Consider the following 25,290-nt stretch of genomic DNA (forward strand, 5'->3'; position numbering starts at 1 on the left):
GCGTGGGTACAGGTTCCCCGAAGTTCGGAGCGACCGGGCTTACCTCTTCCGGTCCATGGCCCTTTTTCGACCCGGCTCTTGTACTCGGCTTTGGGCGGGGCGCCGAGAGGGTTGCGTCGCCGTCCGCACGCTCTAATGTCGCTTTCAAACAAGCGTTGGGGAGAAAGCGCATGGCCGCCGCCGAACAGTCCGCCCAGGACCTGAACTCCGGGACCAAGCCCGTCGACCCGCGCCACGCGATCGACGAGGTCAAGCTGGCGGCCTGGCTGGAGGCCCATGTCGAGGGCTATGCCGGCCCGCTGGAGGTGCGCCAGTTCAAGGGCGGCCAGTCGAACCCGACCTACCAGCTGGTCACCCCGGCCAGGAAGTACGTCCTGCGCCGCAAGCCGCCGGGCAAGCTGCTGCCCAGCGCCCACGCCGTGGACCGCGAGTTCAAGGTGATCTCCAGCCTCAACAAGGTGAACTTCCCCGTCGCCAAGGCCTACGCCCTGTGCCTGGACGAGGAGGTGATCGGCACGATCTTCTACGTGATGGACAATGTCGAAGGTCGGATCCTGTGGGACGGGACCCTGCCCGACTACCAGCCGGCCGAGCGCCGGGCGATCTACGAGGCCGAGATCGCCACCCTGGCGGCCCTGCACAACGTCGACTACGCCGCCGTGGGCCTGGCCGACTATGGCAAGCCGGGCAACTACTTCGCCCGCCAGATCGACCGCTGGACCAAGCAGTACAAGGCGTCCGAGACCCGCCAGCTGGAAGACATGGACCGGCTGATGGAGTGGCTGCCCAAGAGCTGTCCGCCCGACGACATGACCTCGATCGTCCATGGCGACTATCGGCTGGACAACATGATCCTGCACGCCACCGAGCCGAAGGTGGTGGCGGTGCTGGACTGGGAGCTGTCGACCCTGGGCAACCCGCTGGCCGACTTCAGCTACTTCCTGATGAACTGGGTGATGCCGTCCGACCAGCGCGGCGGCTTGGCCGAGATCAAGGACCTGAAGGCCTACGGCGTGCCCACCATCGACGAGGCCGTGGCCCAGTACTGCAGGCTGACCGGCCGCGACGGCCTGCCGAACCTGGACTGGTACTTCAGCTACAACCTGTTCCGCCTGGCGGGCATCTGCCAGGGCATCGTCGGCCGGGTGCGGGACGGGACCGCCGCCAGCGCGCATGCCGAGATCATGGAGGCGCGGGTGCCGGTTCTGGCGCGGGGGGCGTGGGAGTTCGCTAGAAAGGCTGGCGCTTAGGCGGCCAATACTTGCCCCCTACGGACCGCTACGCGGTCGTCTTCCCCCTGAGGGGAAGAGCGCGAGGCTCCGCCCCCTGCGGGGGCGGACAGGCGGCATAGCCGCCAGGTGGGGGCAAGTGACTAAAGCCCCGCTGACTCCAGCAATTTGGCCAACGCCCCCTCGTCCTCGAACCGCGCCCGGACCGGCCAAGGCGTCACCTTGTCCCGCCATTCCTGCGGCAGCCGCACCCAGTCCTTTTCGGTCGTGACCAGCCCGGCGCTGTAGGTCGCCGCGCGGTCGGCCAGGAACTGCAGCGTCGCCGCGTCATAGTCGCCGTGGTCGGGATAGGGGGCGAAGTCCACCAGGTGGCAGCCGGCGGCCTTGAGGGCGCGCTCGACCTTCCAGGGCTTGCCGATGCCGGCGAAGCCGACCTGACGGCCCTTGGGCGGCGGGACGGCGGGCTCCAGCCGGGCGATCAGCACCGGGGTGTCGCCGAACAGGGCCAGCAGCTGGGGATCGGCCTCCCGCAGGTCGTCGGGCAGCAGCACGATCACCGCGTCGGTGCGGGCCAGGCTGACGGCCAGCGGCTCGCGCATCGGCCCGGCCGGGAACACCTTGCCGTCGCCGAACGGCCATTCGTCGTCGCGGGTCTCGCCGTCGACCACCACCAGGGACAGGGTCTTGCGCAGGTCGGGGTTCTGGTGGCCGTCGTCCATGACCACCACCTCGGCGCCGTTGGCGGCGGCCTTGCGCGCGCCCAGCACCCGGTCGCGCGACACCCACATCGGGAAGTCCTGGGCCAGCATCAGCGGCTCATCGCCGACGTCCTTGGCGCCGTGGCGGCCGGGATCGACCCGCACCGGCCCCTTCAGCCGTCCGCCGTAGCCGCGCGACAGGCCGTGGGCCCGGCGGCCGCGCTGGGTCAGGGTCAGCAGCAGCTCGCGGACGATCGGCGTCTTGCCCACCCCGCCGACCGTGAAGTTGCCCACGCAGATCACCGCGCAGTCGGCGCCGCGCGGCTGGGTGCGGGCGATGCGGCGGGCGGTCTGGGCGGCCCAGATCCACGACAGCGGCGTCAGCAGGGCGCGGGTGACGGGGCTGGGCGCGCCGTCGCGGCGGTACCACCAGCGGGGCGTGGCCAGCTTCATGCCCCCGTCTCCAAGGGGGAGTCCGCGTCCAGCAGGGCGACGATCCGGTCCAGGCCGGCCCGGGCCTCGGCGTCGCGGCGGGCGACGAAGGCCTGGGCGCGGCCGGCCTGCAGCTTCAGGATTTCCGGCCCGGCCAGCAGGTCGGCCAGGCGGGCGCCCAGCACCGAGGCGTCGGCGAAGGCCACGCCGTCGGCGTCGCGCAGGTCGGCATAGGCGGTCAGCCAGTTCTCGACATGGGGGCCGGAGACGATCGGGCAGTCCACCCGCGCCGGCTCCAGAGGGTTGTGGCCGCCGATCCCGGCCACCAGGCTGCCGGCCACCAGGGCCAGGTCGGCCAGGCGGTACCACAGGCCCAGCTCCCCCAGGGTGTCGGCGACGATGACGTCGGCGCTGTCGTCGGGCTCGCGGCTGCGCAGGGCCACCGTGGCGCCGGTCGTCAGGGACAGGTCGGCGACGACGGGGCCGCGGTCGGGATGGCGGGGGACGATCACCAGGCGGGGGCGGTCCGGCAGGGCGCGCCAGGCCTCCAGCACGATCTCGTCCTCGCCCGGATGGGTGCTGGCGGCCAGCAGCAGCGGCCGGTCGCCCAGGCGCACGCGCAGGCTGGCCAGGGCCGCCGCGTCGACCGGCAGCGCGTCCGAGCCGAACTTCAGGTCGGCCTCGCCGGCCACCGTGCCGCCCAGGTTGGTCAGCCGCTCGGCGGCGCGGCCGTCCTGGGCCAGGATCAGGTCGAAGCCGCTGAACAGCTCCCAGGCCGCGAAGGGCCGGGCCTGCCAGCCGGCGTAGCTCTTGTCCGACAGCTTGGCCGAGACCAGGGCCAGCTTCACCCCACGCGCCTTGGCGGTCAGCAGCAGGTTGGGCCACAGCTCGCTCTCGACGAACACCGCCAGGTCCGGCCGCCAGTGGTCCAGGAACCGCCGGGCGCCGCCGGGCGTGTCGACCGGCAGGAACTGGTGGATCGCGCCCTCCGGCAGGCGGCGGGCCAGGAGCTGCGCCGAGGTGACGGTGCCCGAGGTCACCAGCACGGCCAGCTCGGGACGCTCGGCGCGCAGGCGTTCGACCAGGGGCAGGATCGACAGGCTCTCGCCGACGCTGGCCCCGTGCAGCCAGATCAGCCGCCCGTCGGGACGCGCGGCGACGGGGCGGCCCAGGCGCTCGTGCAGGCGCGCGCGGTCCTCCTTGCCTGCCTTGGCGCGGCGGTCCAGCAGCAGGGGCGCGAACGGCTCCAGCGCGGTCGTCGCCGCGCGGTACAGCGCCAGGGACAGGGGAAGGCTCACACCGCGTCCGCGCCGGCCAGGTGGCAGGTGGCCACGCCGCCCGACTCGACCTGGATGGTGACGTGGCCGATCTTGAACCGCTTGGACATCTCGCCGCAGATGTCGTGCAGGAACCGGTCGTTGTCGGGGTTCTCGGGGCGCACCAGGTGGGCGGTCATGGCCGTCTCGGTGGTGCTCATGGCCCAGATGTGCAGGTCGTGGACCTCGGTCACGCCGGGGCGCTCGGCCAGCCAGGCCTTGACCGCCTTGGGGTCGATGCCGCGCGGGGCGGCGTCCAGGGCCAGGTCCAGGCTGTCGCGCAGCAGGCCCCAGGTGCCCAGCACGATGACCAGCACGATGCCCAAGCTGACCACCGGGTCCAGCCACAGCCAGCCAGTGGCCCACATGGCGGCGGCGGCCACGACGACCCCGGCCGAGATCGCGGCGTCGGCGGCCATGTGCAGGAAGGCCCCGCGGATGTTCAGGTCGTGCTCGGAGCCCTTCATGAACATCAGGGCCGTGGCGGTGTTGATGACGATGCCGATGCCCGCGACGATCATCACCGGGCCGGCCTCGATGGGCTGGGGATGGGCGAAGCGGCGGGCGGCCTCCCAGGCGATGGCCCCGACGGCGACCAGCAGGAAGACGGCGTTGGTCAGCGAGGCCAGGATCGTGCCTTTGCGCAGGCCGTAGGTGTGGCGCCCGCCCGGCGCCTTCTTGGCCAGGATCACCGCGCCCCAGGCCATGAACAGGCCCAGCACGTCGGAAAGATTGTGGCCGGCGTCGGCCAGCAGGGCCAGTGAGTGGGTCATCAGGCCGGCCACGGTCTCGGCCAGCACGAAGCCGATGTTCAACGCCGCCCCGATCGCGAAGGCCTTGCCGAAGTCCTTGGGCGCGTGGTGGTGGTGACCGCCGGGGCCGTGGTGGTGATGGCCGTGATCATGATCGTGATCATGGTGGTCGTGGGCGTGATCGTGGTGATCATGACCGTGATGATCGTGCTTGTGATCGTGAGCGTTCGGCATGGGGTCTACATCCCACCAAGGGGCGGGCCTTTCAACCGTCATGCCCCGAGGCGCACCCACTTGCCCCCACCTGACCGCTTCGCGGTCTGTCCGCCCCCGCAGGGGGCGGAGCGCTCTTCCCCCTGTGGGGGAAGACGACCGCGAAGCGGTCCGTAGGGGGCAAGTGTTCGCCGCCGTGCTGTCGCCGGGGACATGCCCTCGCGGCGTGTCCCCAACAACAGGCTCGGAGTCAGGCCGTGGGGACACGCCGCAAGGGCATGTCCCCGGTCAGCTACCGTCCGGCTCCAGCCCCACCAACGCCTCCGCCCGCCGCGTCACGGCCGACAGCTGAGCCGCCCAGGCCTCGACCAGGGCGTCCGGATCGTCCCCACGCCCGGCGCCGGTGGGCGCGCTCCAGACCATGGCGGCCTTGGCGAAGGGCAGGGGGATCACGGTGCGGTCCCACGAGCCCAGGCGGATGCAGGGCTTGGCGGCCAGGCCGACGAAGATCACCGGGGCGCCGGTCACCCGGGCCAGGGACGACGTGCCCTTCTCCATCCGCTCGGCCGGGCCGCGCGGGCCGTCGGGGGTGATGGCGATGCCGCCGCCGTCCTTGACCCACTTGATCATGTCGCGGAAGGCCTGCTCGCCGTGCTTGTTCTTGGCCGGGTCGGACTTCTTGGTCGACGAGCCGCGGATGGCGGGGAAGCCCAGCTTCTCGACCGTCTGGGCGATGAACTCGCCGTCGGCCGAGCGCGAGATCAGGGCCCGCATGTCCTGGCGCGACGGATCCTGCGGCCAGGTCAGCGGCGACATCGGGATGCGCGCGTGCCAGAAGCACAGGATCGCCCCGGAGCCGGTCTCGCGGCCCTGGGCCCACACCGCCTCGGCGTGCTCCTGGCCCTCGCGGGTCATGCGCAGGGTGTGGAACACCAGCTTGGAATAGCCGGCGAAGATCGACGACACGACCTGGATCACCAGCGGCCAACGCAGGGGCCTCATTCGGCGGCTCCCCGATCTTCAGAAGGGGCGGCGGGGACGTGGTCCAGGTCCTGGGCCTTGGCCAGGCGGGCGTAGAGGCCCTTCTGGCGCACCAGCGAGCCGTGGGTCCCGGTCTCGACCACCCGGCCCCGGTCGATCACGTAGATGCGGTCGGCGCCCTTCACGGTCGACAGGCGGTGGGCGATCAGGATCGTGGTGCGGCCGGCCATCAGCCGTTCCAGCGCCGCCTGGACCTGGGCCTCGCTCTCGGTGTCCAGCGCGCTGGTGGCCTCGTCCAGCAGCAGGATCGGGGCGTCCTTGAGGAAGGCGCGGGCGATGGCGATGCGCTGGCGCTGGCCGCCCGACAGCCGCGTCCCGGCCTCGCCGACGATGGTGTCGTAGCCCAGGGGCAGGTCGCCGATGAACTCGTGCGCCGCCGCCTGGCGGGCCGCGGCCTCGATCTCGTCCTCGGCCGCCGAGGGCCGGGCGTAGGCGATGTTGGCGCGGATGGTGTCGTCGAACAGGAACGGCTCCTGGGTGACCAGGGCGATGCGGTCGCGCAGGGACGCCAGGGTCACCGACCGCACGTCGTGGCCGTCGATGGTCACCGCCCCGCCGGTCACGTCGTAGAAGCGCGGGATCAGGTTGAGGATCGAGCTCTTGCCGCCGCCCGAGGGGCCGACCAGGGCGACCGTCTCGCCGCGGTGGGCGGTCAGGCTGACGTCCGACAGGGCCGGGGCGTCGGCGCCGTAGGCGAAGTCGACATGGTCCAGGGCGATGGCGGCGTCGCCGGCCGGCAGGGCCTTGGCGTCGGCGGGATCGGTGATCGTCGGCTCGACGTCCAGGGCCGCGAACAGCCGGCGGGCGGCGGTGAAGCCCTCGGTGAACACCGTCTGCAGGTTGGCCACCTGGCGCAGCGACTGGGCGGCCATGATCAGGGCGCTGAGGAAGGCGAAGAAGGCGCCGGCCGTCAGGGTCCCGCCCAGCACGCCCGCCCCGCTGGTCGCCCGCCAGCCGGCGTAGACGAAGACGGCGGCGATGATCAGGGTGGTGAACAGCTCGGTGGAGGGCGCGGCCATGGCCTTGGCGTTGCTGCCCTTGATCAGGTGGCGCTGGCGGCGCTCCACCACGGTGGCGACGCGGGCCTCCTCATAGGCCTCGCGGTTCTCCATCTTGACGATCTTGATGCCGTCCAGGCTTTCCATGATCGCGGTCGACAGGTTGGAGGTCTCGCCCATGGCCCCCTTGGCGGCCTTGGTGGTCTTCTTCGAGAACCGGCGGATGATCAGGCTGGACAGCGGGGCGATGACCAGCACGCCGGTCGCCAGGATCGGGTCCAGCTGGAACATCACCACCAGGGCGCCGATCACCGTCAGGAACTCGCGGGTGTAGTTGACCACGCCGCTGGTCGCGGCCTCGCGGATCAGGGTGGCGTCATAGAGCACCGACGAGACGTAGGAGCCGGAGTGGGCGCCGCGCAGGCGGGCCAGGTCCGAGCGCACCAGCTTGCCGAACAGCCGCACCTGCACGTCGCCGACCACGCCGTTGCCGATCCGGTTGATGGCGGTGGCCTGAGCCACCTGGAACAGGGCGCGGGCCCCGGCCAGGGCGGCGATCAGCAGGGGGATGCGCAGCAGGGCCCCGGCCTGGGGATGGGTGATCAGCTGGTCGATGGCCGGCTGGATGATCTTGGTCAGGGCCGCGCTCAGGGCCGCGATGATCGCGGCGCTGACGATCGAGACGGTCAGTCCCTTCCAGCGGGGCTTGAGGTAGTCGCGCCAGATCCGCGCGGCCAGGACGCGGTTGGTGAGCGGAGGCGCGGCGGGGTCGGTCATGCGGCAGGGGTCGGATTTCGCGCGTTGGGTGTCAACGCCCTGTGGCTTGTCATTGCGGCGGGGGTGCGGCGCTGTGGCTTTTGCATTACAGGGCTGTGGCGCCTATCTAGCGCGCTTTCCACGAAGGATATCCGTCTTGCCCGGCTACGACACGACCACCCGCTGGGGACGTTTCAAGACCTACCTCTCGTACCTCTGGCACGATCACGCCTATCTGCGCCTGGGCTTCAAGAACGACCACTGGATCAGCCCCGAGCTGGTCCGCACCAACCAGCCGTGGCCGCACCAGCTGGCCGAGTGGAAGAAGAAGGGCGTCAAGACGATCATCAACCTGCGCGGCGGGTTCGACGGCAGCTTCTACGCCCTGGAGAAGTACGCCTGCGAGAAGGTCGGCCTGAAGATGGTCGACTTCGTGATCACCTCGCGCGAGGTGCCGATCAAGGAGCGGGTGCTGGGCGCGCGCGACCTGTTCGAGAGCATCGAATATCCGGCCCTGATGCACTGCAAGTCCGGCGCGGACCGGGCGGGCATCATGAGCGTGCTCTACTGCCACTACCGCCTGGGCCTGCCGATCGAGGAGGCGATGGAGCAGCTGTCGTTCAAGTACCTGCACATCAAGCAGGGCAAGACCGGCGTGCTGGACTACACCTTCGAGCGCTACCTGAAGGACGCCGCCCCCAAGGGCCTGACCTTCACCCAGTGGGTGGAGAGCCCCGACTACGACCCGGTGAAGATCAAGGCCGACTTCCGGGCCGGGATGATCGGCGGGATCGTGACGGAGGGGATTCTGCGGCGGGAGTAGGGGGGCTTGCCCACTTGCCCCCACCTGGCGGCTTCGCCGCCTGTCCGCCCCCGTAGGGGGCGGAGCCTAAGGCGCGAGGCTCTTCCCCCTCCGGGGGAAGACGACCGCGAAGCGGTCCGTAGGGGGCAAGTGTTCGCCCCAACATCCGTGATCAGTCCAGGCTCGGATCCAGCAGCTTGTGGGCGTGGATGATGAAGTACCGCGCGTGGGCGTTGTCGACCGTGGCCTGGGCCTTGGCCTTCCAGGCGGCGTGGGCGTCGGCGTAGTTGGCGTAGGCGCCGACGAACTCGACCTGGGACAGGTCGCGGAACTCGATATCGGAAACGTTCTTCAGTTCACCGCCGATCACGAGGTGAAGAAGCTGCTTGTCGCTCATGGCGTGGAATTTCCTGCGCGGAAGTTATCGTTGCGGCAGGTCGATATGCCCGACGCGCGACAGGATCAACGGGTGAAGCGCGCGATTGGCGCAAACGACGCTCGGAAGCAGCGGATTTGCCCGATTGTAGGTGAAGGCGCGGCCCTTGTGGTCGGTCAGCAGGGCGCCGGCCTCGGCGCAGATCAGGTCGGCGGCGGCCAGGTCCCACTCGTTCTTGGGCGACAGGGCGACGGCGGCGTCGAAGGCCCCGGCGGCCACCAGGCACAGGCGATAGGCGATCGAATTGCGGCTTTCGACCCGCATCGGCGGCCACGGCTCGCGCCAGGCCGGATGCACGAACATCTTGGCGTCGCCCAGCATGGCGGCGTCCTCGAGGTCGTCGGTGTCGCTGGGGCTGATCGCCGCGCCGTTCAGGAAGGCCCCGCCGCCCAGGGTGGCGACATAGGTCTCGTCCAGCGCCGGGGCGTGGACCACGCCGGCGACCGGGCGGCCGGCCTCGACCACGGCGATCGACACGGCGAACCAGGGCTTGTCCTTCATGAAGGCCTGGGTGCCGTCGATCGGGTCGACCACGAACTGGCGCGGCGTCGCAAGTCGAGCGGGAGCGTCGACCGTCTCCTCCGACAGCCAGCCGTAGTCGGGCCGGGCCTCGCCCAGGGTCTTCTTCAGCAGGGCGTCCACCGCCAAGTCGGCGTCGGTGACCGGCGAGCCGCCGTCCTTGGACCAGACCTTCAGGCCCTGCGCGCGGGCCGAGAGCGCCAGGGCTCCGGCGTCGCGCGCGGCGGCGAGGATCAGGTCCAGGTCCGTGGTCATTTTCCGGCGATCGCCAGGGCGTCCACCAGCAGGGACGGGCTGTTGCTGGCCCCGCGGAGCTCCAGGTCCGAGCCGGGGACCAGGCGGGCGTAGATGTCGATCAGATTGCCGGCCACGGTGATCTCGGTGACGGGGCCGGTCGAGACGCCGTTCTCGAACCAGAAGCCCGAGCAGCCCACCGACCAGTCGCCGGTGTTGCCGTTCAGCGAGGGGCCGAACATCGAGGTCACCAGCAGGCCGGTCCCGGCGTCGGCCATCAGCCCGGCCAGGTCCTTGTCGCCCGGCTGCAGCGTCAGGTTATGGGTCGAGACGCCCGAGGGGCCGGCCAGGCCGCGCGAGGCGTGGCCGGTGCTTTCCAGGCCCAGCTGCTTGGCCGAGCTGATGTTCAGCAGCCAGGTGGTTAGCACGCCGTCGTCGATCAGGGCGCGGGCCTCGCAGGCCACGCCCTCGTCGTCGAACGGGGCCGAGCCCAGGCCGCGCAGGCGGAACGGGTCGTCCAGCAGGTTCACGCCCTTGGCGAAGATCTGCTGGCCCAGCTTGTCCTTCAGGAACGACGTGCCGCGGGCGATCGACGGGCCCGAGATCGCGCCGATCAGCGGGCTGAGCAGCGACATGGCCAGGCGGTTCTCGAAGATCACCGGGGCGGTGGTCGAGTCCAGCTTGCGCGGGTTCAGCTTGGCGACCGCCAGCTCGCCGGCCTTGGCGCCGATGCTGGTCGGGCTGGGCAGGTCGGCGGCGTGGCGGGTGGAACGGCCCTCGCCGCCGCGCTCCATGCCCGCGCCCTCGCCGGCGATGGCCGAGGCCGAGACGCCGAAGCCGCTGGCCTGGTGCGGGCCGGAGAAGCCCTCGCTGGTGACCAGCCGCCAGGTCGAGGCGCTCCACGACGACGAGCCGCCGTCGGAATTGGTCACGCCTTCGACGGCGCGGGCGGCGGCCTCGGCCTCGCGGGCCTGGGCCTCCAGGGTCTCGGCCGAGGGCTCGGTCGGGTCGAAGAGGTCCAGGTCGCGGAAAGGCGCGCGGGCCAGGCGGTCGGCGGGCGCAAGGGCGGCGTAGGGGTCTTCCGGCGCCAGGCGGGCCATGGCCACGGCCCGGTCGATCAGCTTGGCGCGGCCCTCGGCCGAGATGTCCGAGCCCGACACCGTCGCGCTCTGCCGGCCGACGAAGACGCGCAGGCCGATGTCGCGGGACTCCTCGCGCTCGACCTCCTCCAGCTCGCCCAGGCGGACGCTGACGGAAAGGGATTGGCGCTGCGCGAACACGGCCTCGGCGGAGTCGGCGCCGGCGGTCCGCGCGGCGGCGAGCACGTCATGCAACAGGTTTTCGTCCATGCGGTCTTATGGACGAGGGGGGAGGGCCGGGGCAAGGCGGGTTTGACCGACGCCGCCCGCGACCCAGGATCAGGCCGCCGACCGGACCCTTTCGAACGTCGCGATCCAGTTCGCCTCCCACGTCTTGCCGCCGTCGGCCGAGAACGCCTGCTCTAGGGCGAAGGTCCTGTCGGTCACGCCGGAGAAGATGAAGCGGACGAAGATCGACCGGCCGCCCAGGGTCTCCTGGTCGTAGAACTCGCCGCGGCCGTTCCGGAAGCCGCCGATCATCGGCGCGCCCAGGTCGCCGTCCCGGCCGTTGGCGAAGCGGATGGACCACTGGCGGGTCGCCGGATCGTAGAGCCGCAGGCTCAGGCCCTGGATGCGGCCGGCCGGGCCGCTGACGTCGATCTCGCCGAGATTGGCCTGGCCGCCCCAGACCTTCCGGACGATCGAGCTGCCGTCGTACTCGACCCAACTGGTCGAACCGGTCAGGGGATGCTCCAGGCGCCGGATATGGGTGGTCCAGTCGCCGAACTCGAAGTCGAAATCGTGCTGGCCGTCGGGGCGCGGCGCCGGCGCGGCCACGGCGGGGGGCGCGATCTGGGCGAACCCGGCGGCGGGGATCAGGACAAGCGCCAGGCCCAGCAGCAACGGGCTCGCGCGGAAGGGGCGGAAGGCGCGCATCTGGGATCCTTGACGTCCAGGGTGTGGGCTCGAGACATCCCTGCGCGCTTTCTCAGCGCGGGTAGAGGTCCACTTCGCGCGAAAACCGCCTAGCCAATCGCGTAGAACAGCAGGGCCACCGCGCCGAAGATGTAGGCCACCCAGGTGCAGATCATGCCCAGGGCGCGCGGGATCGAGGCGCCGCCGCTGTTGGACAGGCCCACGGCGTGGATCAGGCGGCCGGCGAACAGCACCAGGCCGACCACGTGGATCGCCAGCGGCGGGGCGCCGACCAGGGCCAGGACGATGATCGCCGCCAGGCCGACGGGGATGTACTCGCTGGCGTTGCCGAAGGCGCGGATGGCGCGGGCCAGCTCGGGGATGCCCTCGTCGCCCAGGGCGACCTTGTGCTTCTGCCGCAGGCGCACGACCAGCAGCGACAGGGTCAGCAGGAGCAGGACGTGCAGCCCCACCCAGAGGGCGGCGGCGTGTCCGGAAGCGATGGTGTCCATCGGGGTACTCGTGAAACGGGATCGAATGTCGCCGAATAAGGCTCAGCGTTCGGCCAAGCTGGCAAGATGGCTCGTCGGGGAGGCGACTGGGTTGAAGGGACGCTACCGGGCGTCCCGGGCGGAGGAGACCTTGGCGCAGCCCGCGCGGAAGGCCGCGGTCCGGTTCCAATCGGGGGCGGGGAAGGTCTCGACAAGATCCTCGTCGCGCGCCGTGCGCGCCGCGCGCGGCTTGCGGTTCACGCCGGTGAAGACCAGCGGCGGTCCGGACAGGAGCTGCGACACGGACCGGGCTCCGCCCGGGAAGACGCCATGCGACCAGCGTTCGAAACCGTTGCCGCGCGGCGTCAGGGTCGTCTCGAGGCGGAACGTCCCCGACGACACGGCCAATCGGGTGTAGTCGGCCGCATCGATCATCAGCGGCACGTCCGACGACAGCAACATGCGCCGCACCTCGACCCTCAGCGCGCCGTCGGGCTGGCAGACGAGCGACAACTGTTCCCAGTCGACTCCGCCCCGCCGGCGAACGTCCTCGTTCACCGTAAGGGCGTCGCCCTCGGCTTTCGGATAGCGCCAGGAGAACCGGGTCTCGCCGCTATACTCCAGAGGGAAGCCCTTCGGGCCGGCTGCGCGCGCGGAGTTGCAGCCCATCGACGCCAAGGCCGCCGCGACGATGGCCAGGCGCGTGAACCGGCGACCCACGCCTAAAGCTCCCGCCCGATCGGGTAGAGCTTGTAGTGGTCGTCGTAATAGGGCGTGCGCGCATAGAACCAGCCCAGGCGCGCGTCGGGATCGGCGGCGAACTTGGGGTCGGCGGCCAGCTTGGCCTCGAACTCGGCCTTCAGCTTGGGATCGGCGGCCAGCATCTTCTCGGCCAGCGGGGCCAGGGCGTAGCCCTCGATATATTCCACCCGCTGCAGCACCTCGGGGAACATGCCCCAGGCGAAGAAGCTCTCGTCGCTTTCCGGCTCCAGCAGCAGGGTGACCAGTTCGCCCAGCGGCTGGTCGGTGCTGACGCGGACCGAGCCGACGGGCCAGGTGACCGAGCGGGTCTCGTGGGTGACCGGGCCGGCGTCGATCTCGACGTGGCCTTCGCTGGCGCGGGTGGCGATCTTGGGCGACGTGAAGCGGATCATGTCGACCGACACCGTCTTCGGCGCCGCCAGGGTCTCCATCTGGACGCCGTGGACGCGCAGGCGCTCGATCACGTCGGGCTTGGCCGACGAGATCCAGTAGGCCTTGGGCGGGGTCAGCCGCAGCGACGGCTCGGCGGCGAACAGCGGCAGGGACCAGGGCTTGGGATCGGGCTTGCCCAGCCAGCGCACCTCCTTACCGCCCGTGGCGGGGGAGTCGTAGGTCTCGTACCGCACGCCCAGGAACGACACGGTGCGCAGCGGCTTGTCGCCGCCGCCCTTGCCGAAGCCGGTCCCGAAATTGGCCTCGACCACGGTCGGGCGCTGGGCGCGGTCGGCCGTCTCGGCGGCGCGCAGGGCCGCGCCGTCCCTGGCCAGGACCTTCAGGCTCTCTTCCAGCAGGACATAGGTGCCCAGCACCCGCTGGCGATAGGGCTTGAGGGAGTGGTTCTCGACCAGCACCGTGGCCATGCCCACCGCGTCGCCATAGCCGTTGGAATAGCGCAGCGAGGCCGGCGAGGAGCCCAGGCCCTTCTTCGGGTCGCGGTCGTCCAGGGCGAAGACCAGCTGGCCGGGCACGTGCCCCGCCGCCTTCAGCCCGGCCTGGGTGGCCGGCAGGTAGGTGTTGTCCAGCCAGGCGCTGGTGGCCTTGGAGCGCGCGAAGTCGCCCAGATAGCCGGCCCAGCCGTAGGTGACGTCGTACTGGTAGTCCTCGCCGTCGGTGACGTGGATGTCCATGTAGAGGTCGGGCCGGACCTTGTTGATCAGGCCGATCATCGCCCGCATCTCCGGCGCGTCCAGCTTGCCGTAGTCGCGGTTCAGGTTGAGGTTCTGGGCCGTGTGCCGCCAGCCCTGGATCACCGGGCCGCGCTGGTTGGGACGGCTGTAGGGGCTGGCGCGCTCGTGGCCGTCGACGCTGAAGATTGGCACGAAGACCAGGTTCACCTTGTCCAGCAGCGCGTCCTTGCCGTGGAACGCCATGTCCCGAAGGAGCATCATGCCGGCGTCCTTGCCGTCGATCTCGCCGGGATGGATGCCGGCCTGGGCCAGCAGCACGGGCTTCCTGGGATCGAACTTGTCGCCGTCCTTGGAGACGTACAGCACCAGCAGGTCGCGGCCCTCGGGCGACTTGCCGAAGGTCTCGATGCGGATCAGGGGCGAGGCGGCGGCCAGCTTCTCGAGCCAGGCGCGGGTCTCTTCATAGTTGGGCGAAGCCGTCAGGCCGGTCAGCTCGGACGGCGTGATCCAGGGATCGGAGGGCTTGGCGACCAGCTTCTCGCTGGCGCCATGCCAGGCGAGCGTCGGGGGAAGGATATCCGAGTCCCAGGGAGCCTTCGGGGTTTCCGCCATGGTCGTGCCCGCCATCATCGCGACGGCCAGAGCCGCCAGCCCTGTCTTCAACATCGTAAGCGCTCTCCGGCTCCCAGCCGGGGACATGCCCTTGCGGCGTGTCCCCAAACGCGGTCTGGGCTTGATGGGGACACGCGCGAGCGCATGTCCCCGGCCGGAGCGGCGTACTATTTCCGCGTCACCAGGTCCATGAAGCGCTGCTGCAGGACCTTGTCGGTCTTGAACGCGCCGCGGAACTGGGTGGTGATCGTCGAGACGTCGTGGTGGTGCACGCCGCGCGTCGACATGCACTGGTGCTCGGCGTCGATCAGCACGGCCACGCCGGCGGCGCTGAGGTGGTCCTCGATGGCGTCGGCGATCTGCATGGTCATGGTCTCCTGGGTCTGGAGACGCTTGGCGAAGATCTCGACCAGGCGCGCCAGCTTGGACAGGCCCACGACCTTGCCGGTCGGCATGTAGGCCACCCAGGCCTTGCCCAGGAACGGCGCCATGTGGTGCTCGCAGTGGCTCTGCACGTCGATGCCGCGCAGCATGACCATGTCGTCATAGCCCTGCACGTCCTCGAAGGTGCGCGACAGCTCCGTGGCCGGGTCGCCGTGATAGCCGGCGAACCACTCGCCGTAGGCGTCGACCACGCGCTGGGGCGTGTCGAGCAGGCCTTCGCGGTCGGGGTTGTCGCCGGCCCAGGCCAGCAGGGTCCGGACGGCGGCCATGGCCTCGTCTCGGGTGGGGCGCTGGGCGGGTTCAAGATCAAGACCGGTGTCAGTATCGAGACCGATCAGGGTTCGCTCGCGGGTCAGTGCGTCCATGTGCGGGAAGGGTCTTTCCACGGGCTGAGTTGCGCCAGGACGCCTTTCGTCCTGGAATTACGCGTGCCACCCGTCGCGCGCATTAGGACCAACTAAGAATGGTCGTGCGCGCGTGCTCTCGTTATATGGGGCCGATCCGTATCCCCGCAACACTCCCGCGACGTCAGGCCGCTGCTTCCCCATGACCATCAAGCTTCACGACACCATGGCGCGCGAGAAGCGCGACTTCGTTCCCGCTGATCCCAGCCGGGTGACGATGTATGTCTGCGGGCCGACGGTCTACAACCACGCCCACATCGGCAACTTCCGGCCGGTGGTGGTGTTCGACGTGCTGTTCCGCCTGCTGCGCCACGTCTACGGCGCCGACGCGGTGGTCTATGCCCGCAACGTCACGGACGTGGACGACAAGATCAACAAGAAGGCCTTCGACGAGGGCGTGGCGATCAAGGTCATCACCGACCGCTACCTGGCCGCCTATCACGAGGACGCCGACGCCCTGCTGGCCCTGCGCCCGAGCCTGGAGCCCAAGGCCACCGAGCACATGGGCCCGATCGTCGAGATGATCGGCAGGCTGGTCGACAACGGCAAGGCCTACGCCGCCGAGGGCCACGTGCTGTTCGACACCCAGTCGTTCGCCGACTACGGCGCGCTGTCGGGTCGCGACCTGGACGACATGATCGCCGGCGCCCGCGTCGAGGTCGCGCCCTACAAGCGCCACCCCGCCGACTTCGTGCTGTGGAAGCCGTCCAAGGAGAACGAGCCCGAGTGGGACAGCCCCTGGGGCGCGGGCCGTCCGGGCTGGCACATCGAGTGCTCGGCCATGATCGACAAGCAGCTGGGCAAGACGATCGACATCCACGGCGGCGGCATCGACCTGACCTTCCCGCACCACGAGAACGAGCTGGCCCAGAGCCGCTGCGCCCACGGCGCGCCGGTCCTGGCCAACTACTGGCTGCACAACGGCTTCCTGGATATGTCCGGGGAGAAGATGTCCAAGAGCCTGGGCAATGTGATCATCCCGCACGAGCTCCTGAAGACCACCCCGGGCGAGGTGATCCGCTGGGCGCTGCTGTCGGGCCACTACCGCCAGCCGCTGGACTGGACGCCGGAGCTGGTCGAGCAGAGCAAGAAGGCGCTGGACCGCCTGTACGGCGCCCTGCGCCGCGCCAAGACGGTCGAAGCCGGCGAGTCCGAGCCCTCGGACGACGTGCTGGCCGCCCTGTCGGACGACCTGAACACCCCTCTGGCGGTGTCGGGCTTCTTCGAGCTGTCCAGCGCCATCGAGCGTGCGGTGACGGCCGGCGACGAGGCGGCGATCGCGGCCAACAAGGGCCGGCTGCTGGCCACCGCCGGCCTGCTGGGCTTCCTGCAGGCCGATCCGGACGCCTGGTTCGAGGGCGACGCCGACGACGACCTGAAGGCCAAGGTCGAGGACCTGCTCAAGCGCCGGTTCGAGGCCCGCGCCGCCAAGGACTGGCCCGCCGCCGACGCCATCCGCGCCGAGCTGGACGGCCTGGGCGTGGTGGTCATGGACGGTCCGGCCGGGGCGACCTGGCGGATGAAGGACTAGGCTTTCCGCGGTTGCGGCTCATCTCATCCGTTGTCATCCCGGAAAGCGCGCAGCGCTTGTCCGGGACCCAGGTGAACCGCACCGCATCAGCCCAGTCCCCTGGGTCCGGGACAGCCTCCGCGAGGCTTCCGGGATGACAACTGAAATTCCAGCCGCCTCGACCACGACCTGAACGATGGCGGCTTGGTTCGCGATCAGATTACAGGCATAATCTGTTTGCCCGGATGAGCGGGGTTTGTGAATGCGCGCCTACTTCCAGATGTTCGCCGGCTACAACGCCTGGGCCAACCACCGCATCCACGCGGCGTGCGCCCTGCTGGACGAGGCCGACTACCTGGCCGATCGCGGGGCGTTCTTCGGCTCGATCCACGGCGCGCTGAACCACCTGATCGTCACCGACCGCATGTGGCTGGCGCGGCTGCGGGGCGAGCCCCTGCCGCCGGACGCCCTGGACGCGGTGGTCTTCCACGACCTGACCACGCTGCGCGCGGCGCGGACCCACGAGGACGCGGCCCTGTCGGACCACGTCGCCGGCCTGACCGACGAGGCGCTGGCCGGCGTCTTCCGCTGGACCCGCAAGGCCGACGGCGCGACCGTGACCCAGCCGCTGTGGGCGGCCCTGACCCATATCTTCAACCATCAGACCCACCATCGCGGCCAGGTCCACGGCCTGCTCAGCCAGGCCGGACAGGACCCGCCCTCCCTCGACCTGCCGGTCTTCCAGAAGGCCAGCGGCTTGGGCTTCTCAGAGTGAAAGTGATAGAGCGACGCCCATGCAACGCGCCGTAGAATTCCGAACCGGGGTGCAGGCCCCCGCCGAGATCGTCTGGGAGGTGGTCTCCGACTTCGCCTCGTGGAAGGACTGGAACCCCGTCCATCCGCGCATGGAGGGCGAGATGCGCATCGGCACGCCCCTGCGGTTCGACCTGGTCGTCGTCGAGAACGGCGCGCCCGTGGCGGTCGAGGCGGTGGTCCAGGACTGGGTGCCCTACGAGCAGCTGCACTGGCGCACCAAGCGGCTGAAGGGCTTCGTCACGGCGATCCGCTATCTCGAGATCGAGAAGATGAGCGACGTCGGCTCGACCTTCTCGAACGGCGAGCTGTTCATGGGCCCGCTGGTCCGCTTCGTCCCCCGCGACGAGCGGCGTCGCCTGAAGGCGGCCTTCACCCGCATGGGCGAGGCGGTCAAGGCGCGTGCCGAGGCCCTCTGGTCGGAACGCCAGAGCAGCCCCACATAAGCGGCATGATCGACGACCTCTATTCGGCCCGCATCCTGGGGCTGGTGGCCAACATGCCCCGGGCCGGACGCCTGGCCGCGCCGGACGCCAGCGCCGAGAAGACGGCCAAGCTGTGCGGCAGCCGGATCGTCGTCGACGTAACGGTGGCGGACGGCAAGGTCGCCGACTTCGCCCAGGACGTGACGGCCTGCGCCCTGGGCCAGGCCTCGGCGGCGATCCTCGGCGCCCAGGTGATCGGGGCCGATCTTTCCGAGATCGAGTTGGCCCGCGACGCCTTGCGCGCTATGCTCAAGTCGAACGGTCCCGCTCCCACGGGTCGATTTTCGGAGCTCGCCGTGCTGGAGACGGTCAAGGACTATCCCGCCCGTCACGCCTCGACGCTTTTGGCGTTCGAGGCCGCGGTCGAAGCTGTCCGCGAGGCCACAGGCGGGGCCCAAACCCGAACTAGCCGCGTCGGCGCCGCTTGATCGGGTCTTTTCGCTAGTCGATAAGGTCCCGACTCCGTCCGCGAAAGCGCCGGCATGACACTCTACGAACGCACCGTCGATCTGGGCCTGAAGGCCTACAAGACGACGCTGTCGCCCTTCATCGGGCGCCAATGCCGGTATCTGCCGACCTGCTCGGAATACGCGGCCCAGGCGCTCAAGGATCATGGGCCCCTGAAGGGGTCCTGGCTCGCGGTGGGACGGATTTGCCGCTGCAATCCGTTAGGCGGACACGGGTACGACCCTCCGCCCCCGCCCCGCGCGCCGCGCAAGTGGAACTGTGAAGAATGATCGACCTGATTTTCCCCGACGGCTCGGCCCGCCAGTACGCTGACGGTTCGACCGGCCGCGACGTGGCCGCCTCGATCTCGAAATCGCTCGAGAAGAAGGCCCTGCTGATCAAGATCGACGGCCAGCTGCTGGACCTGGACCGCCCGATCACGCCCGACCTGCTGGCCGGCGACAAGAAGTTCGAGATCATCACCCGCGAGGCCCCCGAGGCGCTCGACACGATCCGCCACGACACGGCCCACGTGCTGGCCGAGGCCGTGCAGGAGCTGTTCCCCGGCACCCAGGTGACCATCGGCCCCAACGTCGAGGACGGCTTCTACTACGACTTCGCCCGCGACGAGCCGTTCAGCCTGGACGACCTGGCCGTGATCGAGAAGCGCATGAAGGAGATCGTCGACCGCGACGAGAAGATCACGCGCGAGGTCTGGGACCGCAACGAGGCCATCAAGCACTTCGACGACATCGGCGAGGCCTACAAGGCCCAGATCATCCGCGACCTGCCGGCCACGGACACGATCACGGTCTATCGCCAGGGGAACTGGAAGGACCTCTGCCGCGGCCCCCACCTGCCGTCGACCAAGCACGTGGGCAAGGCCTTCAAGCTGACCAAGCTGGCCGGCGCCTACTGGCGCGGCGACCAGAACAACGCCCAGCTGCAGCGCATCTACGGCACCAGCTGGGCCAGCGAAGCCGACCTGGAAGCCTATCTGACGCGCATCGAGGAGGCCGAGAAGCGCGACCACCGCAAGCTGGGCAAGTCGCTGGGCCTGTTCCACATGCAGGAAGAAGGCCGCGGCATGGTCTTCTGGCACCCCAAGGGCTGGAAGCTGTGGCAGACGCTGGAGGCCTACATGCGCCGCCAGCTGGATCGCGCCGGCTATATCGAGGTCAAGACGCCCCAGGTGCTGGACAAGAACTTCTGGGAAAAGTCCGGCCACTGGGACAAGTACCGCGCCAACATGTTCGTCTGCGAGACGGTCGAGGGCGAGGTCCTGTCGCTGAAGCCGATGAACTGCCCGGGCCACGTGCAGATCTGGAACGTCGGCCAGCGGTCGTACCGCGAGCTGCCGATGCGCATGGCCGAGTTCGGCGCCTGCCACCGCTACGAGCCGTCGGGCGCCCTGCACGGCCTGATGCGGGTGCGCGCCTTCACCCAGGACGACGCCCACATCTTCTGCCGTGAGGACCAGATCGTCGAGGAGACCGAGCGCTTCATCCGGCTGACGCGGATGATCCACGGCGACCTGGGCATGACGACCAAGTACATCGCCCTGGCCACGCGTCCGGAGCTGCGCGCCGGTTCGGACGAGTTCTGGGACAAGGCCGAGGGCATGCTGGCCGAGGCCGCCCGCCTGGCCGGCGTCGAGCCGGTGATCGCCGAGGGCGACGGCGCCTTCTACGCGCCGAAGCTGGACTTCATCGTCCAGGACGCCATCGGCCGGGAATGGACCTGCGGCACGCTGCAGCTGGACTACGTCCTGCCCGAGCGGCTGGGCGCCGAGTACATCGGCGAGGACGGCGCCAAGCATCGGCCCGTGATGCTGCACCGGGCGATCCTGGGATCGTTCGAGCGCTTCATCGGCATCCTGCTGGAGAACTACGCCGGCGCCCTGCCGCTGTGGCTGGCGCCGACCCAGGTCGTGGTGGCCACGATCACGTCGGACGCCGACGACTACGCCCAGCGCGTGGCCGATCGGTTGACTTCGGCCGGCATTCGCGCAGAGGTCGACCTCAGGAACGAGAAGATCAACTACAAGATTCGCGAACACAGCCTCGCGAAAGTACCGGTGATCGCAGTGGTCGGGCGTAAGGAAGCCGAGAACGGAGAAGTCGCCCTGCGTCGCCTCGGCGGCGAAGGGCAGAGGGTGCTGTCGCTGGAAGACGCCGTCCGCGCGTTGACCGAGGAAGCGACGCCGCCCGACCTCGCCCGGGCTCGCACGGCGGCGGCGCCCGCGGAGTTGGCGCAGGCCTGATGAACAGCATTCTTCCCTCTCCTTCGACCTTCGTTACGGGTGCGCGGCCGATCCGGCCGCGCATCTCGGTCGTTATGGTCGTCTACAAGACGGGAGAAGCGCTGGTCGACAGCATCCGGCACGTCCTGGACGAGCCCCAGGTCGATGAGTTCGTCATCATCGACAACGGCTCGCCCGAGAACGAGGCCGAGCGGTTGCGCAAGCTGGGCATGGCCGAGCCGCGCGTCGTGCTGCGTCAGGGCCACGGCAATGTCGGCTTCGCGCGCGGCGCCAACATGGGCGCCGAGATCGCGCGGGGCGAATACATCGTCTTCCTCAATCCGGACGCCAACCTGCAGGACGGCTGCGTCGAGGCGCTGGTCGCGGCCTTCGAGGACCGGCCGGTCCCGACCGTGGTCGGGGCGCGGGTGATGAACACCGACGGCACCGAACAGCGCGGCGGCAGGCGGGGCGAGGTGACACCGGTCACCACCCTGCTCAGCTTCGGCCACCTGACCTCGCGGTTCCCGGGCCTGCAGAAATTCGAGATCCACCGCGAGCACGAGCCCACGCCCGACGGGCCGGTCCCGATGCCGACCATCTCCGGCGCCTGCTTCGCCCTGCGCCGCCAGGACTTCGAAGCGTTGGGCGGCTTCGACGAGGGCTACTTCCTGCACGTCGAGGACATCGACCTGTGCTGGCGCGCGCGCCAGGCCGGCGGCGAGGTGCTGTTCCAGCCGGCGGCCCAGGTGGTCCACCTGGGCCACACCAGCCTGGAGCACCCGGTGAAGGTCGAGTTCCACAAGGGCGTGGGCCTGTCGCGCTACTTCATCAAGCGGGCCGACACGGTCCAGCGCTACGTGATCGCCGTCCTGCTGGCCCCGGCCATCCTGCTGATGAGCATCACCCGCCCGCTGCTCTGGAAGATCACCGGGCGGCCGATCTAGGCCCGCGCCGCCGCCTAGTCGGCGAACACGAAGTTGTCGAAGGCCACGAAGCCCAGGGCGATCGTCAGCGAGGCCAGGCCGCCGAAACCCTCGGGCGCGAAGGTCTGGGGCGCGGTGTTGTTCGACGGCGTCGAGAAGGTGGCGCTGACCGTCGAGCCGTCCGGACGCGTCCCGGTGAAGTTGACCGGCTGGGCGGTGATGGCCGGATTGGGGTTGCAGACCTGCAGCGAGAGGAAGTCGAACGTCTGGCCCGCGGCCGGCGCGACGCTCACCGTGCAGGGCGCCTGGTAGCTGCCGACGAAGCCGTTGATGAAGCCGCTGCACCAGGTGTTGTCGGCCGAGTTGGTGAAGGTCAGGCCCTGGGAGGCGTAGGCGGTCGAGGCCGACGGGCAGCCGGGCGGGAAGTCCTGGTCGAACAGCACGGTCTTGGCCGACACGCCCTCGAAGACGAAGTTGTCGAAGGCCACGAAGCCCAGGCTGACCACCAGGTTGGTCAGGTCGTCGAAGCCCGTCGGCGCGAAGGTCTGGGGCGTGGTGTCGCCGTTCGGCGTGCTGAACTGGGCGCTGACCGTGGAGCCGTCGGCGCGGGTCCCGACGAAGGTCGTGACCTGCGGCGGGATCGCCGTGTTGGGGTTGCACACCTGCAGCGAGGCGAAGTCGAAGGTCCCGCCGTCGTCGCGGCTGACGAACAGCTGGCTGGGCGAGCCGTAGGTGCCGACGAAGTCGTTGACGAACGGGCTGCACCAGGCGTTGCCCACCGAATTGGTGAACACCAGGCCCCCGTTGCGGTAGGGACCCGCCGCCGACGGGCAGCCGGCGGGGAAGTCGTCGTGGAAGGTGATGGTGGTGGTCATGGCGGTCCCCCGTTCATCGCGCCCCCTTTCCTGGCGGTCGCGGCGCGGCGGACTAGAAGATCACCCAGGAGATGAGTCAACTTCGCCCTGTCACTACAAGTAGCGACGTCAGGCGGGGAACTTGCCGGCCTTTCCCAGGGACGAGGCGGGGGCCTTGCCCAGGCGTTCGCTGACGTCGCGGCCGATCTGGATCAGGGCGTCCAGGTCGTAGCCGGTCTCGTAGCCGCCGCGCTCCAGCATGTAGACCAGGTCCTCGGTGCCGATGTTACCGGTGGCGTTCGGGGCGAACGGGCAGCCGCCCAGGCCGCCGACCGAGGCGTCCAGCACGTCGATCCCCGCCTCGACCCCGGCATAGGCGTTGGCCAGGCCGGTGTTGCGGGTGTCGTGGAAATGCAGGCGCAGGCGGGTGTCGGGCGCGGCCTCGCGCACCGCCTCCACCCGCCGGCGGACGGTCCAGGGATCGGCGACCCCGATGGTGTCGGCGATGGCGATCTCGGCCACGCCGAACAGGGCCGCGGCCCGGGCGATGGTCACGACCTGGTCTTCCGAGACCTCGCCGTCGAACGGGCAGCCGAAGGCCACCGAGATCGTGGCGGTGATCGGCGGGCCGCCCTCCAGCGCCCGGCGCTCGCAGATCGCGCCCAGCGCGTCCAGCTGCTGCCTGGCCGTCGCGCCCTGGTTGGCCAGGCCGAAGCCGTCGGTGGCGCAGACCACGACATTGGCCTCGTCGCAGCCCGCCGACACGCAGCGCTCCCAGCCGCGCATGTTCAGCACCAAGCCGATGCGCGAGTGGTCCAGGTCGGGCGTCAGGGCCGCCTGGATCTCCTCGGCCCCCGCCATCTGGGGCACGCGGTTGGGATTGACGAACGAGACGGTCTCGATGCGCCGGGCGCCGGCCGCCTCCAGCCGCCGGATCATGTCCAGCTTCTCGGCCACGGTCAGGGACAGCTTCTCGTTCTGCAGCCCGTCGCGCGGGCCGACTTCGACGATCTGGATGAAGCGGCTCATGGGCGGGTCTCCTGCTCGGGCGCGTCCTCGTCGCCGGCCTCGTCGTCAGGGCGGATCGGCGCGCCGCGATAGAGCGTCAGGCGCTCCTTGTCGCCGTCGGAATAGTCGAAGCCCTCGACGACGCCGGCCGGCCGGGCGGTCTGGCCCAGGGCGGTCAGGGCGGCCTGGAAGGCCTTCTCCTGGCGGCCCTCGACCACGGCCGGGCGGCCCTGGGCCACGGCCTTGGCCGCGCCCGCCGGATCGGTCAGCTGGGTGGTGGTGCCCAGGAGGAAGATCATGCTGGGCTCGGCGTAGCCGGTGACGGCCACCGGTCCGGGCGCGCCGCCGCGCGGGGCCAGGTCGGCCGTCTCCAGCGCCTTCTCCAGGCGGGGCGACAGCAGCAGCGGCTCCAGGCGCGGCACGAACAGGCCCACCAGGGCGCCGTGGGCCAGCACGCCCAGCACGCCCGCCGCGACCAGGGCGGTGGCGGCGGTCTTGCGCATCACCAGAACCGCGCCGACCACCCCGGCGGCCAGGAACAGCAGGGCGGTCAGGATCGCGACCGGCAGGTCGCCGGGGTCGCCGTGTTCCTTGTAGAGATAGCCGATCAGGCCCGCGAACAGCACGCCGGCCAGGGCCGACAGCACCGCGCCGATCCCCCGCGCGATCCGGCCCAGCGGCGCGCGCAGGGACGCGGCCATCAGCATGGCCAGGGCCGGGAAGGCCGGCAGGGTGTAGTGGACCAGCTTGGTCGGCAGGAGCTCGAACACCAGCCAGGTCGGGATCAGCCAGCACAGGGCGAAGCGCACGCCCGCCTCCTTGCGCCCGGTCCAGCCCTGGACCAGGCCGGCGGGCAGCAGCAGGGTGGCCGGGAACACCAGCAGGAACGCCGCCAGGGCGTAGCTGCCGAACGGCGCGCCATGGCTTTCCTGGCCGCCGGCCAGCTTGGGGGCCAGGTCGCCGCCGACGGCCGAGGACCAGAAGGCGCCGTCGGTGGCCACGGTGATCGCCATCGCCCAGGGCAGGACGATGGCCGCCAGCACGGTGACGCCCCAGCCCCAGCCCAGGTCCTTGATCCACGGGGCCTTGCGGTCCCAGATCCACAGGGCGACCACGCTGAGCGCCACCACCATCAGCCCGACCGGACCCTTGATCAGCACGCCCATGGCCAGGCCGATCCAGAAGGCCAGCTTGGTCCAGCGCGGGACCTTTTCGCCGGCGAGGTGCGCCGCGTAGATCCGCGCCAGGGCGGCCATGGCCAGGGTGGTGAAGCCGCACAGGGCCGCGTCGGTCTTGGCGATGAAGGCCTCGGTCGACAGCAGGATGGTCGCGCCCAGTATGCCGCCGGCCAGCAGCCCGGTCTTGGGGCTCAGCAGCGCCGCCGCGCCCCAGGCGCAGGCCGCCGCCGCCAGCATGGCGCCCAGCAGCGACGGGATGCGATAGGCCCAGATCCCCCGGTCCTCGGCCGCCGAGAAGGCGGTGACGCTGGCCGCCTGCAGCCAGTGGATGCCGACCGGCTTCTTGAAGCGCGGCTGGTCCTGGAACTTGATGACGACCATGTCGTCGGTTTCCAGCATCTGGGCGGTGGCCTGGGCGAAGCGCGATTCGTCGCGGTCCAGCGGCGGCATGGCGAACAGGCCGGGCAGTCCGGCGATCAGCGCCACCAGGGCGGCGAACAGCGGGCCGCGCCAACCGCGGCTCCAGTCATCCAGGCGAGATTCAAGCGTCATCATACTGGAATAGCA

At 70.1% G+C, this 25,290-nt stretch carries 25 protein-coding genes; 9 read left to right on the forward strand and 16 right to left on the reverse strand.

Going from position 1 to position 25,290, the window contains the following annotated elements; translation table 11 throughout:
* Positions 1 to 170: 170 nt before the first annotated feature.
* Positions 171 to 1,250, forward strand: a complete 1,080-nt coding sequence (locus WAE60_RS18525) for a phosphotransferase family protein (RefSeq protein WP_337687816.1) — start codon at positions 171 to 173, stop codon at positions 1,248 to 1,250.
* A gap of 122 nt (positions 1,251 to 1,372) precedes the next feature.
* Here WAE60_RS18525 and lpxK read toward each other — a convergent pair whose 3' ends face one another.
* The 5 genes from lpxK to WAE60_RS18550 form a co-directional block, all read right to left on the reverse strand.
* Positions 1,373 to 2,380 carry a tetraacyldisaccharide 4'-kinase gene (gene lpxK, locus WAE60_RS18530; RefSeq protein WP_337687817.1) on the reverse strand — a complete coding sequence of 336 codons (1,008 nt, stop codon included), beginning with the start codon at positions 2,378 to 2,380 and terminating at the stop codon, positions 1,373 to 1,375.
* On the reverse strand, positions 2,377 to 3,657 hold the full coding sequence (locus WAE60_RS18535; RefSeq protein WP_337687818.1) for a 3-deoxy-D-manno-octulosonic acid transferase: 1,281 nt from the start codon (positions 3,655 to 3,657) through the stop codon (positions 2,377 to 2,379). Before WAE60_RS18535 ends, lpxK begins: the two co-directional genes overlap by 4 nt.
* Positions 3,654 to 4,661, reverse strand: a complete 1,008-nt coding sequence (locus WAE60_RS18540) for a cation diffusion facilitator family transporter (RefSeq protein WP_337687819.1) — start codon at positions 4,659 to 4,661, stop codon at positions 3,654 to 3,656. Before WAE60_RS18540 ends, WAE60_RS18535 begins: the two co-directional genes overlap by 4 nt.
* A gap of 267 nt (positions 4,662 to 4,928) precedes the next feature.
* On the reverse strand, positions 4,929 to 5,642 hold the full coding sequence (locus tag WAE60_RS18545; RefSeq protein WP_337687820.1) for a lysophospholipid acyltransferase family protein: 714 nt from the start codon (positions 5,640 to 5,642) through the stop codon (positions 4,929 to 4,931).
* Entirely contained in the window at positions 5,639 to 7,456 is a 1,818-nt protein-coding gene (locus WAE60_RS18550; RefSeq protein ID WP_337687821.1) for an ABC transporter ATP-binding protein, read from the reverse strand. Before WAE60_RS18550 ends, WAE60_RS18545 begins: the two co-directional genes overlap by 4 nt.
* 136 nt (positions 7,457 to 7,592) lie before the next feature.
* Between WAE60_RS18550 and WAE60_RS18555 the strand changes: the two genes are divergently transcribed.
* Entirely contained in the window at positions 7,593 to 8,258 is a 666-nt protein-coding gene (locus WAE60_RS18555) for a tyrosine-protein phosphatase (protein WP_337687822.1), read from the forward strand.
* A 151-nt stretch (positions 8,259 to 8,409) separates the two neighbouring features.
* Here WAE60_RS18555 and WAE60_RS18560 read toward each other — a convergent pair whose 3' ends face one another.
* The 8 genes from WAE60_RS18560 to folE all read right to left on the reverse strand — a co-directional run bounded on the left by WAE60_RS18560 (position 8,410) and on the right by folE (position 15,221).
* Complete coding sequence (locus tag WAE60_RS18560; protein ID WP_029908790.1) at positions 8,410 to 8,634, reverse strand: DUF4170 domain-containing protein; 225 nt, start codon at positions 8,632 to 8,634, stop codon at positions 8,410 to 8,412.
* A 24-nt stretch (positions 8,635 to 8,658) separates the two neighbouring features.
* Entirely contained in the window at positions 8,659 to 9,447 is a 789-nt protein-coding gene (locus WAE60_RS18565; protein WP_029908788.1) for a 3'(2'),5'-bisphosphate nucleotidase CysQ, read from the reverse strand.
* Entirely contained in the window at positions 9,444 to 10,775 is a 1,332-nt protein-coding gene (locus WAE60_RS18570; protein ID WP_337687823.1) for a TldD/PmbA family protein, read from the reverse strand. The genes WAE60_RS18565 and WAE60_RS18570 overlap by 4 nt, the downstream gene beginning before the upstream one ends.
* A 69-nt stretch (positions 10,776 to 10,844) precedes the next feature.
* Entirely contained in the window at positions 10,845 to 11,441 is a 597-nt protein-coding gene (locus tag WAE60_RS18575) for a hypothetical protein (protein WP_029908785.1), read from the reverse strand.
* 89 nt (positions 11,442 to 11,530) lie between these two features.
* Positions 11,531 to 11,932 carry an MAPEG family protein gene (locus WAE60_RS18580; RefSeq protein ID WP_029908783.1) on the reverse strand — a complete coding sequence of 134 codons (402 nt, stop codon included), beginning with the start codon at positions 11,930 to 11,932 and terminating at the stop codon, positions 11,531 to 11,533.
* Between the two features lie 102 nt (positions 11,933 to 12,034).
* A complete protein-coding gene (locus tag WAE60_RS18585; RefSeq protein ID WP_337687824.1) occupies positions 12,035 to 12,631 on the reverse strand; it encodes a hypothetical protein in 597 nt (198 codons plus the stop codon).
* A gap of 2 nt (positions 12,632 to 12,633) precedes the next feature.
* Positions 12,634 to 14,466 carry a M14 family metallopeptidase gene (locus tag WAE60_RS18590; protein ID WP_337687825.1) on the reverse strand — a complete coding sequence of 611 codons (1,833 nt, stop codon included), beginning with the start codon at positions 14,464 to 14,466 and terminating at the stop codon, positions 12,634 to 12,636.
* 113 nt (positions 14,467 to 14,579) lie between these two features.
* Positions 14,580 to 15,221, reverse strand: coding sequence for a GTP cyclohydrolase I FolE (folE, locus tag WAE60_RS18595; RefSeq protein WP_029908777.1), 642 nt, complete (start codon positions 15,219 to 15,221; stop codon positions 14,580 to 14,582).
* Between the two features lie 181 nt (positions 15,222 to 15,402).
* On the opposite strand from folE, the gene cysS reads away from it, so the two are divergent.
* The 7 genes from cysS (at position 15,403) to WAE60_RS18630 (ending at position 21,704) form a co-directional block, all read left to right on the forward strand.
* Positions 15,403 to 16,791, forward strand: coding sequence for a cysteine--tRNA ligase (cysS, locus tag WAE60_RS18600; protein WP_337687826.1), 1,389 nt, complete (start codon positions 15,403 to 15,405; stop codon positions 16,789 to 16,791).
* Between the two features lie 241 nt (positions 16,792 to 17,032).
* Positions 17,033 to 17,545, forward strand: coding sequence for a DinB family protein (locus tag WAE60_RS18605; protein WP_337687827.1), 513 nt, complete (start codon positions 17,033 to 17,035; stop codon positions 17,543 to 17,545).
* A gap of 19 nt (positions 17,546 to 17,564) precedes the next feature.
* Positions 17,565 to 18,029: an SRPBCC domain-containing protein gene (locus WAE60_RS18610; RefSeq protein WP_029908771.1), complete on the forward strand. Its 465-nt coding sequence runs from the start codon at positions 17,565 to 17,567 to the stop codon at positions 18,027 to 18,029.
* Between the two features lie 5 nt (positions 18,030 to 18,034).
* On the forward strand, positions 18,035 to 18,496 hold the full coding sequence (locus WAE60_RS18615) for an iron-sulfur cluster assembly scaffold protein (RefSeq protein ID WP_337687828.1): 462 nt from the start codon (positions 18,035 to 18,037) through the stop codon (positions 18,494 to 18,496).
* A gap of 54 nt (positions 18,497 to 18,550) precedes the next feature.
* Positions 18,551 to 18,805 (forward strand): membrane protein insertion efficiency factor YidD, encoded by a 255-nt coding sequence (gene yidD, locus WAE60_RS18620; protein ID WP_081916561.1) that lies wholly within the window; start codon positions 18,551 to 18,553, stop codon positions 18,803 to 18,805.
* Entirely contained in the window at positions 18,802 to 20,778 is a 1,977-nt protein-coding gene (gene thrS / locus WAE60_RS18625; protein ID WP_029908768.1) for a threonine--tRNA ligase, read from the forward strand. Before yidD ends, thrS begins: the two co-directional genes overlap by 4 nt.
* Positions 20,778 to 21,704, forward strand: a complete 927-nt coding sequence (locus WAE60_RS18630; protein WP_029908766.1) for a glycosyltransferase family 2 protein — start codon at positions 20,778 to 20,780, stop codon at positions 21,702 to 21,704. Before thrS ends, WAE60_RS18630 begins: the two co-directional genes overlap by 1 nt.
* A 14-nt stretch (positions 21,705 to 21,718) precedes the next feature.
* Here WAE60_RS18630 and WAE60_RS18635 read toward each other — a convergent pair whose 3' ends face one another.
* The 3 genes from WAE60_RS18635 to WAE60_RS18645 form a co-directional block, all read right to left on the reverse strand.
* On the reverse strand, positions 21,719 to 22,558 hold the full coding sequence (locus tag WAE60_RS18635; RefSeq protein ID WP_337687829.1) for a hypothetical protein: 840 nt from the start codon (positions 22,556 to 22,558) through the stop codon (positions 21,719 to 21,721).
* A 108-nt stretch (positions 22,559 to 22,666) separates the two neighbouring features.
* Positions 22,667 to 23,566, reverse strand: coding sequence for a hydroxymethylglutaryl-CoA lyase (locus WAE60_RS18640; RefSeq protein ID WP_337687830.1), 900 nt, complete (start codon positions 23,564 to 23,566; stop codon positions 22,667 to 22,669).
* Complete coding sequence (locus WAE60_RS18645) at positions 23,563 to 25,275, reverse strand: glycosyltransferase family 39 protein (RefSeq protein ID WP_337687862.1); 1,713 nt, start codon at positions 25,273 to 25,275, stop codon at positions 23,563 to 23,565. The genes WAE60_RS18640 and WAE60_RS18645 overlap by 4 nt, the downstream gene beginning before the upstream one ends.
* Positions 25,276 to 25,290: the final 15 nt, after the last annotated feature.

It is taken from the genome of Caulobacter sp. CCG-8, assembly GCF_037402475.1.
Taxonomy (GTDB): Bacteria; Pseudomonadota; Alphaproteobacteria; order Caulobacterales; family Caulobacteraceae; genus Caulobacter.